Origin of the sequence: Halalkalibacterium ligniniphilum (assembly GCF_000334155.1) — a bacterium.
GTDB classification, from domain to species: domain Bacteria; phylum Bacillota; class Bacilli; order Bacillales; family Bacillaceae_D; genus Halalkalibacterium; species Halalkalibacterium ligniniphilum.
Window position 1 is genome coordinate 1 of the sequence record NZ_ANNK01000083.1, and the last position, 15,574, is coordinate 15,574.

Sequence of the window (15,574 nt, forward strand, 5' to 3'; positions counted from 1 at the left end):
TGTTCTGTCACACCAATGATCTCAAGGAGGAACCATGAAATTTCTCTATTTTACTGATACCCATATACGAGGAACAACGCCGAAAAATCGTTTAGATTCCTTTGTTGACACATTGAAGGATAAGCTCCATGAAATTATGGAGCTTGCCAATAAACACGAAGTCGATTTCCTACTGCATGGAGGAGATGTCTTCGACCGTCCCGATTTGTCTCCAAATGTAGTTGGCCAATTTGCGCAAATTTTTCGCAAAGCAAATCGACCGATCTATGCAATTTCTGGAAATCACGATACATACGGGCATAATCCAAATACAATTACAAGAACGATGCTTGGTTTAATGGATTCCTTTGGCATTTTAACACTCATTCATCCTGATCAACCGTTACTGTTTGAAGAAAATGGGCTACGTGTACAAATTTCTGGTCAACCGTACCATTACGATATCGATCAACGTGACCCAAAACTTGATTATTATCCAAGCAATCAGCGTCGTGCAGATGTACTCATTCATCTTGTGCATAGTATGCTTGTAGAAAAAGCATTGCCAGATGAGATTCCTCATACAATTATTGATCACATATGGGGGACGAGCGCTGATGTCATTTTAACAGGACATTATCATGGAGGTTTTGGAATCAAAGAACGAAACGGCAAATATATTTGCAATCCTGGGGCCATTGCAAGAATTAATAATCATTGGTCAGAAATAAGCCGCCAGCCTACTATCATTTTAGGAACGGTTACAAAAGAAGGTATTGAGCTTAAAGAGTATCCTTTGCAGTCGGCAAAAAAAGGGGATGATGTGCTTGATCGAAGCTTCCTTGAAAAGGCTGTTCACCAAGAGGAAAAACTTCATGCCTTTGTTCAGCAAGTGAAAGAACAGGCAGAGTTTCAATCCCTGAACATGAATCAGATTATTGGAGAAATTGCAGCAATGTCAAATGTGGAGGAAAAAGTAAAGCAGGAAGCATTGCGGAGAATAACGGTGATTGAAGAGCTTTGGAAGGGGGGAGAAGATGAATACGATTAACACAGTACGCCTTGAGAACTTTCAGTCCCATCTTGATACGAGCATAGATTTTAGCACTGGCCTCAATGTGATTGTCGGCCAGTCAGACAGTGGGAAAACGTCGATTTTACGTGCGATACGCTGGGTGTTGTACAATCAGCCAAGAGGAACAGATTTTATGAGAGTAGGGGCTGATTTTGTTCGGGTGACCGTTACATTTTCAAACAAAACAACCATTGTACGAGAGCGAACAGCATCAAAAAACCGCTACGTGATCAAAAAGGAGGGAGAAGATGATCTTGTTCTTGAGGGATTTGGCACAAACGTTCCAGAAGAGGTTTTACAAGCCCACGGCATGAAACCACTACGAATCGATCGTGATCATGAATTACTTCTCCACGTCTCGCAGCAACTTGACGGTCCGTTTCTCCTAGATCAACCCGCATCTTTACGTGCAAAAGCGATTGGCCGAATAAGTGGTGCTCATTTTCTTGATATGGCGATTCGTGATACAACAAAAGATGTGGCAAAACTGAATCAACAAGCAAGGTATGAGGAAGAAGAAATCGAACGTTTAACAGAAGCACTAGTTCCTTATGAGTCGCTTGATGAACAAAAACGGCAGCTTCAAGAAATAGAAAAAAAGCTCGAAATCTTTAAGCAAATGAAAAAGCGGCAAGAGAGGCTGTCAATGTTGGCGGACAGCTTAAATGAGAATCATCGGCAAAGAGAGAATGTCGAAATCCAAAGAATGCTTGTCTTAGACGTGGAACGGTGGCAGGAAAAGCATGAACGTCTTACGCTCTTAACAAGTCGTTATCAAACATATAGACAAAGAAAGAATCAGTTAGACGAGAATGCTCAACTGCGAAAACATCATAAGGAGTGGATTGAAAAAACAGAGGTGTTCACAATTGTAAAACAGCGTGAGCAAGAGCTGACTGAAGCCTACAGCCGTTACAAACAATTACTTCGCCTCCAAAATCAGCTAACAGAAGTGAGCCGAGTAGCTAGTAAAGCAACGGCGGTGCTACGAGCTACAGGCTTTGCTGATGATCGCCACGTAGAAAAAATAGAACAGCTGAGGGGAAATGCGCAACGTTTACGGAAACTAAAGGAGCTGCAGGTTCACCGGGTGAGCCTAATGAACCAAATGGAACAAACAAAACAACTGCATAAGAAGATGAAAGAAGCTGAAAAAGAGGGAGTATCACTTACCCATTTACAAGATACCATTTCGAAATGGAATATGCTAAAGGAACGTTTTGAGCAAATAAAAATGATTGAGCAGCGACTTCATGATGGACGTAGTTTTTTAGAACATAAAAGAAAAGAATTAGTCGAGCTTGAGCACCAATACGAGCACCAGCTTTTGAATGAAGGAACATGCCCCACATGTGGTGGGGATGTGAGTAAGGAAAAGCTGCAGGCATTATTACGAAGGTAAAATATAAAAGGAGGGGTTAGACATGAAGCATGTAGAACAGGACTTGGCAGCAATAAGAAAAGCGATTGAGAAAGCGAGAGATATGAGGTACCGTGCGGAAGCGAAATTAGAAGAGCTTGAAAATCAGCACAAGCGTTTATTAGAAGATTTAGAGGAGTTAGGTGTGAAGCCTGAAGAGCTGGAAGGAGAAATCGCTCGCCTTGAACAGGAGATTGACCAAGGACTAAAAGAAACATGGAACCTTATTCCAAAGGAACTGATGAAGGATGAATGAAGATTGGTTGAGCCTTGAAGCGCTTGAGCTTAAACTTAAGCTTGCCAATGAGAAATGGCTCCGTCTTGATGCAAATCGGCAGCTCCTGCTAACGCAACGAAACGAACGGCAGGAACAGCTTGAACGATTTCAAGAGACGAAGGATACATATGAAAAAGCACGGGTGCTATTGCAGCAATCGGCTGAATATGCACGAGAGCAAGCGAAACAACAAATCGAAACACTCGTAACCAATGCGCTGCAATATGTGTTTGGTCCTCTATTCTTTTTTCAAATTGAGATAGAAGAGCAAGGAAACAAGCCTGTTGCAGAATTTTATGTCGTCACAGAATATGAAGGCATTCGGGTAAAAACGAAACCTCAGGATTCACGTGGAGGAGGAGTTGTTGATATTGTTACGCTCGCATTACGAGTGGCGCTTATTGAAACGGTGCAGCCTTCGCTTTCAGGCCCGATTTTGTTAGATGAGCCTGGAAAGCATGTGTCAAATGAGTATGCCCATTATCTTTATGAGTTTTTGAAATCTCTCAGTACGATGTTTGGTCGGCAAATCTTAATGATTACTCATAATCAACACCTCGCTGAATCTGGAGACCGTGCTTACTATGTAGAAATTCGTGATGGAATCAGTGAAATTGCCCAAATTGACAGCACTTGACAATTGATCTTTCCACCGATACAATGAAAAAGAATGAGGCTATTTCACGTCATATTTACACTTTTTCGCTAAATATTTGTGCGATTGTTTGCACACCTTGAAAACAAAATGAAAGTATGACACGTAAGTTGGAACCAACAATTAGATAGCAAGGGGAGGTGAAAGAGTATGGAAAATGTCTTGCTCATCTCCATTTTGCTTGTTGTCTCTGCAGGAAGTGCAGTTGTTGGATATCTTGTTCGAAGATCCATTGCGGAAGCGAAAATTTCCAGTGCGGAACATGCAGCGAAACAAATAGTTGAGGATGCGAAGCGGGAAGCGGAAGCGAGTAAGAAGGAAGCCATCCTGGAGGTAAAGGATGAGGTTCATAAACTTCGAACTGAAGCAGAACGCGAGGTTCGTGAACGGAGAAATGAGATTCAAAAACAAGAGAATCGTTTGGTTCAAAAAGAAGAGATCCTTGACCGAAAGAGTGAAACCTTAGATAAAAAAGAGGAAGCTTTGGAAAAAAGGGAGGAATCTCTCACCAAAAAACAACGACAAATTGAAGAGATGGATAGCAAAGTGGAGGAAATCTTGAACAAGCAGAGAGCTGAGCTTGAGCGAATTTCTGGATTTTCTCGCGAAGAAGCACGAATGGCCATTCGTTCTGAAGTCGAACAGGAACTTGCTCATGAGACGGCCATCTTAGTGAAGGAGCGTTTTGCTCAAGCGAAAGAAGAAGCGGACAAGAAGGCACGAGAGATTTTAGCTCTAGCCATTCAGCGCTGCTCTGCTGATCATGTAACGGAAACAACGGTGTCCGTTGTGAACCTTCCTAATGATGAAATGAAAGGGCGAATTATTGGTCGTGAAGGACGAAACATTCGGGCATTAGAGACGCTGACGGGAATTGATCTAATTATTGATGATACGCCTGAAGCTGTCATCCTTTCTGGTTTTGACCCGATTCGACGAGAAATCGCTCGGACAGCTCTTGAAAAGCTCGTTCAAGATGGACGAATTCATCCAGCTCGTATTGAAGAAATGGTAGATAAAGCTCGTCGTGAAGTTGATGAGTCCATTCGTGAATATGGTGAACAGGCAACCTTTGAAATGGGTGTTCACGGGCTTCATCCAGATTTAATTAAAATACTTGGGCGTCTTAAATTTAGAACAAGCTATGGACAAAATGTTCTGAAGCACTCAATGGAAGTCGCTTATTTAGCTGGTTTAATGGCCGCTGAGCTTGGTGAAGATGTGAAGCTAGCTCGCCGTGCGGGTCTGCTTCATGACATTGGAAAAGCGATTGACCATGAAGTGGAAGGTAGTCATGTGGAAATCGGGGTTGAGCTTGCAACGAAATACAAGGAACACCAAGTTGTCATTAATTCCATTGCTTCTCACCACGGAGATACGGAAGCAACTTCTGTTCTTGCCACACTGGTTGCTGCTGCTGATGCATTATCTGCGGCTAGACCTGGTGCAAGACGTGAAACACTTGAAACGTATATCCGTCGCCTTGAGAAGCTTGAAGAAATCTCTGAATCCTTCGAAGGAGTAGAGAAGACGTATGCGATTCAAGCAGGACGAGAAGTACGGATTTTAGTCAAACCAGACATTGTTGATGACGTGCTTGCTCATAAGCTTGCTCGAGATATCACGAAGAAAATTGAAGAGGAACTCGATTATCCAGGGCACATTCGCGTGACAGTGATTCGAGAAACTCGAGCGGTCGAATATGCGAAATAAAGTGGCGAAAGCCACTTTATTTCTTTTTATGCCGAAATTTTTTCCCTGCTATGGCTTTAATGATTACCTTGTAGACGAGGATTGGATGGACTATGATGAAATAAGTAAAATGTCTGCAAGTGAAGGATAGAAAAGGAGCAATTCAATGAAAATTTTGTTTATTGGTGATGTTGTCGGTTCACCAGGTAGAAAAATGATTCAACAATACTTAGGTAGTTTGAAGAAAAAATACAAACCTACTCTGACCGTGGTCAATGGTGAAAATGCAGCAAATGGAAAAGGCATTACAGAAAAAATTTATAAAGGATTTTTAGACGCAGGGGCACAAGCGGTAACTTTGGGCAATCATGCTTGGGATAACCGAGACATCTTTGAGTTTATTGAAGGCGTAAATTTACTTGTGCGACCTGCAAACTTTCCTGAAGGAACACCTGGTAAGGGCTATACGATGATCAAAGTAAACGATGTTGAATTTGCAGTCATCAATATGATGGGGCGGACTTTTTTAGCTCCAAATGATTGTCCGTTTCGTAAAATTGACCAGGTTCTAGAGGAAGTAAAAAAGCGTACTCCCTATGTATTTGTTGACTTTCATGCAGAAGCAACGAGTGAAAAGCAAGCAATGGGTTGGCATGTAGATGGTCGAGTATCCGCAGTGGTCGGAACCCACACTCATGTTCAAACAGCAGACAATCGAGTCCTACCAAAAGGAACAGCTTATATCACCGATGTTGGGATGACAGGTCCATATGATGGAATATTAGGGGTGGAACGAGAAGCGGTCTTGAGAAAATTTTACACAAATTTACCTGTGAGGTTTGAAGTTGCTCAAGGACGGGAACAATTAAATGGAGTCATCATTGACCTCGATTCAAAAACAGGACTTGCAAAATCGATCGAGAGAATCCTTATTAATGAAGACCACCCATTCTACGAATAAAGAAACTCAGTATTTTGAAATAATTCATTTCAGTTAGAGGAATATCTATTGATTTCTTGAAATATATACTATGTAGAGTGGCATTATCCATCTAATGAGGAGGTACAAGAAATGGAAATATTAAAAGTTTCAGCAAAATCTACGCCTAATTCTGTCGCTGGAGCGCTTGCTGGTGTAATTCGAGAAAGAGGAGCAGCGGAGATTCAAGCGATCGGGGCAGGTGCACTCAACCAATCAATTAAAGCGATTGCTATTGCTCGTGGCTTTGTAGCTCCTAGTGGAATTGACCTCGTGTGTATCCCTGCATTTACAGATATTGAAATAGACGGAGAAGAGCGTACGGCGATAAAGCTAATTGTAGAGCCGCGCTAATTGCAAAGAGGGCCTGTTCACATATGTGAATGGGTCCTTTTCTTTTGAAGGGATACCATCGTAAAGCTTCAAGCTACAGGGGCTAGCGGAAAAAGTCCGCCTTAACTTCTCCTGCGAAATAAAAAACGTTTTCGAGTCAGAGTTTCCAACGCTCAATGTCGCTATGCGGGGTCTTACGCTTTTTTTTTTATGACGATTAACGCTCTAAATCCCTCATTTTTATTTTAAAAATTCTGATAAACAATCATCAAAATCGATCTTTTACCTTGCTTTTTCTTTTTAGTAGATTTATCATAAAAATCGTTTAGTACATAATTCTCAACAAAAACGAGGCATGCTTTTATTTTGTACTATTTCTAGTAGTTTACTCGGGAATGTGGTAAACTTTGAATAATCAACTATGAAAATAGCTGTATTAATCGATTAAATCAACAGGTTTATCGATATTATTTCACCGAAGGGGTGCGTTTTCTATGATCAATCAACTTTCTTGGAAAGTTGGCGGACAGCAGGGAGAGGGAATTGAAAGTACAGGGGAAATTTTTGCTACAACTCTTAATCGTTTAGGCTATTATTTATATGGCTACCGTCACTTTTCGTCACGAATTAAAGGTGGACACACAAACAATAAAATACGTGTGAGTACGAAGCCTCTGAATGCAATATCTGATGATCTTGACATTTTGATTGCTTTTGATCAGGAAACAATCGATGTCAATGTCCATGAACTAAGAGATGGCGGGATTGTTGTGGGAGACGCAAAGTTTAACCCAACAATTCCAGAAGATTCGAACGCTCGATTATTCGCGGTTCCGTTTACAGAAATTGCTAATGAACTTGGAACGTCATTAATGAAAAACATGGTAGCTGTAGGTGCTTCAAGTGCAATTCTTGGCTTACGTCCAGAAGCGTATCGAGAAGTGGTGGAGGAAATTTTTAGCCGTAAAGGGGCATCTGTGGTTGAAAAAAACATGGAAGCGATACAAGCCGGCGCTGACTTTTTCAACAAAGAAGCAGGGGGACAAATTAAAGAGTTAGAGCTTGAGCCAGCGGATGGAAATAAGCGTATGTTCATGATTGGAAACGATGCCATCGCTATGGGTGCAATTGCTGGAGGTTGCCGTTTTATGGCTGCTTACCCAATTACTCCCGCTTCTGAAATTATGGAATATCTTATTAAGAAGCTTCCTGAGTTTGGCGGTACGGTCATTCAAACAGAAGATGAAATTGCCGCTTGTACCATGGCAATTGGAGCAAATTACGCAGGTGTTCGTTCGTTCACAGCTTCAGCAGGACCTGGTTTGTCATTGATGGCAGAATCGATTGGACTTTCTGGTATGACGGAAACACCACTTGTTATCGTTGATACACAGCGTGGCGGTCCAAGTACAGGCTTGCCTACTAAGCAGGAACAATCTGATTTAATGGCGATGGTGTATAGCACACATGGTGACATTCCTAAGGTGGTTATTGCACCAAGTACGGTTGAAGAAGCATTTTACGATACAGTTGAAGCGTTTAATCTTGCAGAAGAGCTACAAGTCCCTGTGATTTTGTTAACAGATTTAGCCCTTTCGTTAGGAAAGCAAACGGTTGAACCACTCGATTATTCGAAGATTGAAATTCGCCGTGGAAAGCTAGATCTTCATGAAACGTTGCCTGAACGTGAAGACGGTGCGTACTTTAAGCGTTATGAAGTAACAGAAGACGGGGTTTCTCATCGTGTCATTCCTGGGATGAAGCAAGGGATTCACCATGTAACAGGTGTTGAACATGATGAAACAGGAAAGCCGTCTGAAAGTCCAACGAACCGGATCGCTCAAATGGACAAACGTCTTCGCAAATTAAACGGGCTTGCGAATCGTTTCAATACCCCTGTATTTGTTAATGAAAAGCACGAAAATCCTGATTTGCTTGTTGTGGGAATTAACTCAACAAGAGGAACGATTGAAGAGGCGATGCCACGTCTTGAAGCAGATGGCATTAAGGTCAATCATGCCCAAATTCGTTTGGTGCATCCATTCCCTGCTGAGCAATTAAAGCCTTTAATGGAGCGAGCGAAAAAGGTTGTTGTTGTTGAAAATAATGCAACGGCACAGCTAGCAAGTCTTGTAAAAATGAATGTTGGCGGAGAAAAGGTTGAAAGTGTTTTAAAATATGACGGAAACCCATTTTTACCAGGTGAATTACATCAAGCATGCAAGGAGTTGGTTTAATTGGCTACGTTCAAAGAATTTCGTAACAAAGTAAAGCCGAACTGGTGCCCGGGATGTGGAGATTTCTCCGTTCAAGCTGCGATTCAGCGTGCGGCGGCAAACGTTGGTTTAGAGCCAGATGATCTAGCTGTTGTCTCAGGGATTGGCTGTTCAGGTCGAATCTCAGGTTATATTAATGCCTATGGATTTCATGGTGTCCACGGACGTTCTTTGCCAATTGCTCAGGGCGTGAAGATGGCAAACAAGGATTTAACTGTCATTGCTTCTGGTGGAGATGGAGATGGATTTGCGATTGGAATGGGCCACACTGTGCATGCGATTCGCCGAAACATCGATATAACCTATATCGTTATGGATAACCAAATCTATGGATTAACAAAAGGACAAACGTCTCCTCGTAGTGAGATGGGCTTTAAAACAAAGAGTACGCCTGGTGGTTCGATTGAATCATCATTAAACGTAATGGAAATGGCTTTAACAGCCGGTGCAACGTTTGTTGCTCAAAGTTTCTCAAGTGACTTGAAGGAGTTAACTTCTTTAATTGAGCAAGGCATCCAGCATAAGGGTTTCTCTCTTATTAATGTTTTCAGTCCTTGTGTCACGTTTAATAAAGTAAACACGTATGACTGGTTCAAAGAAAATCTTAAGAAGCTATCAGATATTGAAGGATATGATGCTTCAAATCGTATGATGGCCATGCAAACATTGATGGAAAATGAAGGGCTTGTTACAGGCTTAATTTATCAAAATCAAACGCAACCATCCTACCAAGATCTGGTCATCGGTTATGACGAAAATCCACTTGCTCATCAGGATTTACATCTAAAGGAAGAAAAATTCAATGAATTGATGGCAGAGTTTATGTAACTTCTAAACAACCACCCTCTCATTAAAATGGAGGGTGGTTTTTACGTTGGGGATTTTGTTCTATGGTAGATTTGACGATAGATTGTGTCAAAAGCTTGTTTTTCCAACTGACCTCATTGTCTTTAAAAAATGATACAGGTATAATAGATGATTGAGCGTTTGCTCTTTTTAATGATGAAAAAAGTAAGAAAGGAGCTTAAAAATGAATGAAGATCAGCGTCTCGGACGCAATGGAAATACAAAAAACATACCTTCCGCTCAGGACGTAAAATCCAGCAGTGGAACAGCAACAAAGGACTATAGTAAGTATTTTGATTTCTCTAATGCAAAAATCATCAGCGAGGAAGACGATAAAAAAGTCATTCGAATTGGTGGACGTGATATTTCCATCTACGACCAGCCTGACTACAAACAGGGCAAACGTCGTGGAAAAGAAGAGGTTCAAGTGATTCGTCCTGGTCAGCTCATCCCTGAAGAAATGAAAGCAATCGGTGTAGGCAAAAAGTTTTTAATTCGCACATACGGCTGTCAGATGAATGTCCATGACTCAGAAAACATGGCCGGTCTGTTATTAGACATGGGGTTTGAAGCTACGGAGGAAACAGAAAATGCCGATGTGATCCTTATCAACACCTGTGCAATCCGTGAAAATGCCGAGAACAAAGTGTTTGGTGAAATCGGTAATTTGAAAGCGTTAAAGCGTGAGCGACCAGAGCTTATTGTCGGCGTGTGCGGTTGTATGTCACAAGAGGAAAATGTTGTGAATCGTATTATGGAAAAACATCAGCATATTGATATGATTTTCGGTACGCATAACATTCACCGTCTCCCACATCTTCTTCGTAATGCTTTGTTCGGTAAAGAAATGGTTATTGAAGTTTGGTCCAAAGAAGGGGACATTGTTGAGAACATGCCTCGCGCTCGTCAAGGCAAAACACAGGCTTGGGTAAATATTATGTATGGCTGTGATAAGTTCTGTACGTATTGCATTGTTCCCTATACAAGAGGAAAAGAGCGAAGCCGACGCCCAGAGGATATTATCTCTGAAGTGCGTGATTTAGCTCGTCAAGGCTATAAGGAAATTACACTGCTTGGACAGAACGTCAATGCCTATGGGAAAGACTTTAAAGACATGAACTACGGTCTTGGGGATCTAATGGACGAAATTTATAAAATAGATATCCCTCGTGTCCGTTTTACAACAAGTCATCCACGGGACTTTGATGATCACTTAATTCAGGTTTTAGCGAAAGGTGGAAACCTTGTTGAGCATATTCACTTACCTGTTCAACATGGAAACACAGAAATCCTTAAGCTGATGGCGAGAAAATATACACGTGAGCATTACATTGAACTAGCTAATAAAATCAAAGCGGCGATTCCAAATGCATCTTTTACAACCGATTTAATTGTCGGCTTCCCGAATGAGACAGAGGAGCAATTTGAGGATACGTTGTCTCTTGTACGTGAAATCGAGTTTGATAGTGCCTATACGTATATTTATTCACCACGTGAAGGAACGCCAGCTGCAAAAATGAACGACAATGTTCCAATGGAAGTAAAGCGTGAGCGTCTAGCTCGTTTGAATGCACTTGTAAATGAGATTTCAGCGAAGAAAAACCTTGAGTATCAAGATAAGATCGTTGAGGTTCTTGTTGAAGGAGAAAGTAAAAAGAATCCAGAAATCCTTGCAGGACGTACTCGTACCAATCGTCTTGTGAACTTCAAAGGACCAAAATCTGTGATTGGCGAAATCGTTTATGTGAAAGTAACGGAAGCGAAAACATGGTCACTGGATGGAGAAATGGTTGAAATGGCAGAGGTGAAAGCATAATGGCAGTGTATACGAAAAATGATATTCGAGAAAAAGCAATTGAACTAGCAAATATGATCGCAGAAACAGAAGAGGTTGATTTTTTTAAACGGGCGGAAAAGCAAATTAACGAACATCTTCGTGTTCAAGAATTAATTGCCGAAATTAAAAAGCTTCATAAAGAAGCGGTTAACCTTCAACACTATGGCAAAACAGAAGCACTAAAAGAAGTAGAAGCGAAGATTGATGCCTTGCAAAATGAGTTGGATGCGATTCCACTTGTAGAGGAATTCAAACAGAGCCAGATTGAAGTGAACCATCTCTTACAAGTTGTCACACATACGATTTCGAGAAGAGTGACAGATGAGATCATTACCTCTATGGGTGGGGATCTTTTAAAAAGAACGACAACAAAAAATCCGTTAGTAAGCAGTGGAGACTGCAAGGCGGAGGAATAGTCAATGACCGTAACCTGTACTCTTGAAAAGGAGTGCAGGTTTTTTTGGCTCCTAACGACAAGCTTTTTTTGATCATTCATTTTAAGAATAAATAAGGATGCAATTGAATAAAAATACTTGTATATTTCTCTAGATAGTCTGATTTACTAGTGCTTCGATGAAATTCCCTCAAAACGTGTACTAAAACGACACCCTTGTTCATATCGTGTTACAGATAGAGCTCTAATTTTTGCTTTTTGTTTTTCGCACATTGGTTATTCGCCCTGCATAGGATGGGAGTGAAGAATTTGGCGGAGCGTAATAAGCTAGAGTGACACCTACGACCGGCAAGTGCGTTTGATATGAGAATGAGGAGGGTTTAAAAACATGTCTGAGGATTTTATTTATCGCGAAATCATTACAAAAGCGGTTTGTGGAAAAGGTCGGAAGTTTTCACAGGCTGAACACAAAATCAGCCCTTCCCAGAACCCGTCAAGCATCCTTGGCTGCTGGATTATTAATCATAAATACAGCGCTGAGAAGAAGGACGAAAATGTGGAAGTGGAAGGAAGTTATGATATCAACGTTTGGTTCTCTTACAACAATAACACGAAAACAGATGTTGCAACTGAAACCGTCACCTATTCCGATCTTATTCCTCTTAAAATGAGGGATGAACTTGTTCTATCTGATGAATTAGACGTGATCGCCCGTCCGATCCAACAACCGAATACGTTGGAAGCGACCATCTCAGAAACGGGAACCACGGTAGATGTACAAGTGGAACGGGAATTTGTTGTTGAGGTGATTGGCGAAACAAAGCTCGCAGTTGCTGTAAATCCAGAAGGTATTATCGAGGAGTTTCCTGAGGAAGAGTATGAAGAGGATCTAACTGATGAAGAATTTGAGGATTTAGACCCGAACTTTTTACACGGCGAATTAGAAGAATAGCGAAGCATGAGCTGGGAAGCCACTTCCTAGCTTAATTTTTTAGCGAAAAAGATAGGATGACATGACAAAGCTGTTTAGCTCGAGGCACCAGCTTGTTTGTCTCTAACGATAAATGAGTATTCAAAACGAATGTCCCGTGCGGAATACAAGGACGATGTGCTATAATGGGAGGCGATATTAAGGGACGGTGAAAGAACAGATGAACGGACAACAAACACCAATGATGAAGCAATATTTAGAGATTAAGGCACAGCATCAGGATGCCTTTTTATTTTTTCGATTAGGTGATTTTTACGAGCTTTTTTTGGATGATGCCATAAAGGCAGCACAAGAGCTTGAAATTACATTAACAGGTCGTGGGCAAGGAGAAGACCGTATTCCGATGTGCGGTGTGCCCTACCATTCAGCTGAACATTATATTGCCCGTTTGATTGAAAAGGGCTATAAAATCGCAATTTGTGAACAGGTAGAAGACCCAAAACAGGCAAAAGGGGTCGTAAAGCGAGAAGTGGTCAAGATGATCACACCAGGTACAGTCATGGAAGGTAACATGATTCAAGAAAAGGAAAACAATTTTCTTGCAGCTGTGACATGGTTTGAAGATGGGAGCTTCGGCTTTGCCCGTGCCGATTTAACGACAGGTGAGAACATGGTGACCTTGCTTGATGGGGATATAGACGAAGTGGTTCAAGAGCTCTCAGCATGCGGAGCAAAAGAAGTGGTTCTCGGTTCCGAATGGCAGGAGCAGGCGGTGTTGTCATTAAAAGAAGCCTTGCCGATTACGATTTCTTTTGAAGAAGCATCCACGATTCCAGAGGGCTATGAGCAGCTATGTGAAAGCCTTGATCAGAAAAAGCTGTCCCGTGCCTTCGGACGTCTGCTCCACTATTTAATTCGCACGCAAAAACGCTCACTTGAACATTTGCAGCCTGTCCATTATTATGCGACGAATGCCTATATGAAAATTGACCTTCATTCAAAACGGAACCTTGAGCTTGTTGAAACGTTACGGGAAAAAAAGAAACAAGGCTCACTATTATGGGTGCTCGATCAAACGGTGACAGCAATGGGTGGACGACTTCTTAAGCAATGGGTGGAGCGTCCGCTTTTATCCAAAATGGCGATCGAAGAACGGCAAGAGATGGTTCAGTCTCTCATTGAGCATTATTTTGAGAGAGAAGAGCTACGGGATGAGCTTCGCCATGTCTATGATCTTGAAAGGCTCGTTGGGAAAGTGGCGTATGGGAGTGTAAATGCCCGCGAGCTTGTTCAGCTAAGAAAATCATTGCAACGGGTCCCAGCCATTTTTGCCCTTGTTCGCAAGCTAGAAAATGACCGTGCAACAAGCTTGATTAAAGAGATTGACCCTTGTGAAGAGCTCGTTGATTTATTAGAGAGGAGCTTGCTTGATGAGCCACCCATTTCCGTAAAAGAAGGCGGAATGATTAATGACGGGTACAGTCAAGAACTTGATCGGTACCGAGATGCGAGTCGGAACGGAAAGACGTGGATCGCTCAGCTTGAACGACAAGAGCGGGAAGAGACAGGGATTAAATCGTTGAAGGTAGGCTATAACAAGGTATTTGGCTATTATATTGAAGTGACACGCTCAAACCTTCATCTGATCCCGGAAGGTCGTTATGAGCGTAAACAAACGTTATCAAACGCTGAACGATTTATTACCCCTGAATTAAAAGAAAAAGAAGCATTAATTTTAGAGGCAGAAGAAAAGATTGAAGCCTTAGAATATGAATTATTCCTTGCCCTCAGGGAGCAAGTAAAAGCATATACCCGTCCATTACAGGCGTTAGCCGCTTGTATTAGTACGCTTGATGTATTGCAAGGCTTTGCCACCGTCAGTGAAAAAAACCATTATACACAGCCGATTTTTTCTGCTTCACGTACGATTCGTATTATAGATGGGCGCCATCCTGTTGTGGAGCAAGTGATTCCCCGTGGAGAATACGTTGCCAATGATGTGAACATGCATGAAGGTCGGGAAACGCTGCTCATTACGGGGCCGAACATGGCAGGGAAAAGCACCTATATGCGACAGCTTGCCCTTTTAGCGGTCATGGCGCAAATTGGTTGCTTTGTTCCAGCAACAGAGGCGGAACTGCCTATTTTTGATCAAGTGTTTACTCGGATCGGAGCTGCCGATGATTTGGCGAGCGGACAGAGCACGTTTATGGTCGAAATGCTCGAAACCAAATATGCGTTAGCAAAAGCAACTCAGGATAGCCTGATTCTGCTTGATGAAATTGGACGCGGAACATCAACGTACGACGGGATGGCTCTCGCTCAAGCGATCATTGAATACATTCATGACGAAGTGCGGGCTAAAACGTTGTTCTCCACCCATTATCATGAGCTAACCGCATTGGAGCATGAACTCACACATCTAAAAAATGTTCATGTTTCAGCTGTAGAGGAGCAAGGAAAAGTTGTGTTTTTACACAAGGTTGTTGACGGACAAGCTGATCGGAGCTACGGCATTTATGTGGCGGAGCTTGCTAACTTACCTAAGCAAGTAACAGAGCGAGCGGAGGAAATTTTAGCTCAGCTTGAAGGGCAAGCGACTGCACTGACTGTTCGTGAAGAGGTAAAGGCTGTGAAAGATGAAGCGGCACCAACAAATGAGCCAACACAGCTTTCACTCTTTGGTGAAGAAATGGACCATCGGACAGAGAATAAGAAGAAAGAGATTCGAAACAAGAATGAGATACAAGAAGAGCATCCCGTTCTTCATGCACTTAAATCAATTGATGTCTTAAATCTGACACCCCTTGAAGCGATCAATTTATTAAATGAGTTACAGCGATCACTTCGTAACGAAAAGGGATGACCAAGGAGGTTGGG

13 protein-coding genes are annotated in these 15,574 nt (G+C 42.0%); all 13 read left to right on the forward strand.

The genetic code is table 11. From position 1 onward, the window contains the following. Window positions 1-34: 34 nt before the first annotated feature. The 13 genes from BLT_RS0108640 to mutS all read left to right on the forward strand — a co-directional run bounded on the left by BLT_RS0108640 (window position 35) and on the right by mutS (window position 15,560). A complete protein-coding gene (locus tag BLT_RS0108640; RefSeq protein WP_017727391.1) occupies window positions 35-1,030 on the forward strand; it encodes a metallophosphoesterase family protein in 996 nt (331 codons plus the stop codon). After that, window positions 1,017-2,456, forward strand: a complete 1,440-nt coding sequence (locus BLT_RS0108645) for an AAA family ATPase (RefSeq protein ID WP_017727392.1) — start codon at window positions 1,017-1,019, stop codon at window positions 2,454-2,456. The genes BLT_RS0108640 and BLT_RS0108645 overlap by 14 nt, the downstream gene beginning before the upstream one ends. A gap of 22 nt (window positions 2,457-2,478) precedes the next feature. Next, complete coding sequence (locus tag BLT_RS0108650) at window positions 2,479-2,730, forward strand: hypothetical protein (protein ID WP_017727393.1); 252 nt, start codon at window positions 2,479-2,481, stop codon at window positions 2,728-2,730. Beyond that, entirely contained in the window at window positions 2,723-3,388 is a 666-nt protein-coding gene (locus BLT_RS0108655; RefSeq protein WP_017727394.1) for an ATPase, read from the forward strand. Before BLT_RS0108650 ends, BLT_RS0108655 begins: the two co-directional genes overlap by 8 nt. Window positions 3,389-3,556: 168 nt before the next feature. Further along, complete coding sequence (gene rny, locus BLT_RS0108660; protein WP_017727395.1) at window positions 3,557-5,119, forward strand: ribonuclease Y; 1,563 nt, start codon at window positions 3,557-3,559, stop codon at window positions 5,117-5,119. Between the two features lie 145 nt (window positions 5,120-5,264). Next, window positions 5,265-6,059 carry a TIGR00282 family metallophosphoesterase gene (locus tag BLT_RS0108670; protein ID WP_017727397.1) on the forward strand — a complete coding sequence of 265 codons (795 nt, stop codon included), beginning with the start codon at window positions 5,265-5,267 and terminating at the stop codon, window positions 6,057-6,059. 111 nt (window positions 6,060-6,170) lie between these two features. After that, entirely contained in the window at window positions 6,171-6,431 is a 261-nt protein-coding gene (locus BLT_RS0108675) for a stage V sporulation protein S (protein ID WP_017727398.1), read from the forward strand. 473 nt (window positions 6,432-6,904) lie between these two features. Beyond that, the gene (locus BLT_RS0108680) at window positions 6,905-8,647 is read left to right on the forward strand and encodes a 2-oxoacid:acceptor oxidoreductase subunit alpha (RefSeq protein ID WP_017727399.1); all 1,743 of its coding nucleotides are present in this window, start codon (window positions 6,905-6,907) and stop codon (window positions 8,645-8,647) included. After that, the gene (locus tag BLT_RS0108685) at window positions 8,648-9,514 is read left to right on the forward strand and encodes a 2-oxoacid:ferredoxin oxidoreductase subunit beta (protein WP_017727400.1); all 867 of its coding nucleotides are present in this window, start codon (window positions 8,648-8,650) and stop codon (window positions 9,512-9,514) included. Window positions 9,515-9,716: 202 nt separating this feature from the next. After that, window positions 9,717-11,348 (forward strand): tRNA (N6-isopentenyl adenosine(37)-C2)-methylthiotransferase MiaB, encoded by a 1,632-nt coding sequence (gene miaB, locus BLT_RS0108690; RefSeq protein WP_017727401.1) that lies wholly within the window; start codon window positions 9,717-9,719, stop codon window positions 11,346-11,348. Then, a complete protein-coding gene (locus BLT_RS0108695; RefSeq protein WP_017727402.1) occupies window positions 11,348-11,785 on the forward strand; it encodes a RicAFT regulatory complex protein RicA family protein in 438 nt (145 codons plus the stop codon). Before miaB ends, BLT_RS0108695 begins: the two co-directional genes overlap by 1 nt. A 366-nt stretch (window positions 11,786-12,151) precedes the next feature. Further along, complete coding sequence (locus BLT_RS0108700; protein ID WP_017727403.1) at window positions 12,152-12,715, forward strand: outer spore coat protein CotE; 564 nt, start codon at window positions 12,152-12,154, stop codon at window positions 12,713-12,715. A gap of 199 nt (window positions 12,716-12,914) precedes the next feature. Continuing rightward, entirely contained in the window at window positions 12,915-15,560 is a 2,646-nt protein-coding gene (mutS, locus tag BLT_RS0108705) for a DNA mismatch repair protein MutS (protein WP_035425704.1), read from the forward strand. Window positions 15,561-15,574: the final 14 nt, after the last annotated feature.

Bases quoted from the DNA above. Each gene is read 5' to 3' on its own strand.
- BLT_RS0108640 (WP_017727391.1), top strand. From the start codon at position 35: ATGAAATTTCTCTATTTTACTGATACCCATATACGAGGAACAACGCCG.
- BLT_RS0108645 (WP_017727392.1), top strand. From the start codon at position 1,017: ATGAATACGATTAACACAGTACGCCTTGAGAACTTTCAGTCCCATCTT.
- BLT_RS0108650 (WP_017727393.1), top strand. From the start codon at position 2,479: ATGAAGCATGTAGAACAGGACTTGGCAGCAATAAGAAAAGCGATTGAG.
- BLT_RS0108655 (WP_017727394.1), top strand. From the start codon at position 2,723: ATGAATGAAGATTGGTTGAGCCTTGAAGCGCTTGAGCTTAAACTTAAG.
- rny (WP_017727395.1), top strand. From the start codon at position 3,557: ATGGAAAATGTCTTGCTCATCTCCATTTTGCTTGTTGTCTCTGCAGGA.
- BLT_RS0108670 (WP_017727397.1), top strand. From the start codon at position 5,265: ATGAAAATTTTGTTTATTGGTGATGTTGTCGGTTCACCAGGTAGAAAA.
- BLT_RS0108675 (WP_017727398.1), top strand. From the start codon at position 6,171: ATGGAAATATTAAAAGTTTCAGCAAAATCTACGCCTAATTCTGTCGCT.
- BLT_RS0108680 (WP_017727399.1), top strand. From the start codon at position 6,905: ATGATCAATCAACTTTCTTGGAAAGTTGGCGGACAGCAGGGAGAGGGA.
- miaB (WP_017727401.1), top strand. From the start codon at position 9,717: ATGAATGAAGATCAGCGTCTCGGACGCAATGGAAATACAAAAAACATA.
- BLT_RS0108695 (WP_017727402.1), top strand. From the start codon at position 11,348: ATGGCAGTGTATACGAAAAATGATATTCGAGAAAAAGCAATTGAACTA.
- BLT_RS0108700 (WP_017727403.1), top strand. From the start codon at position 12,152: ATGTCTGAGGATTTTATTTATCGCGAAATCATTACAAAAGCGGTTTGT.
- mutS (WP_035425704.1), top strand. From the start codon at position 12,915: ATGAACGGACAACAAACACCAATGATGAAGCAATATTTAGAGATTAAG.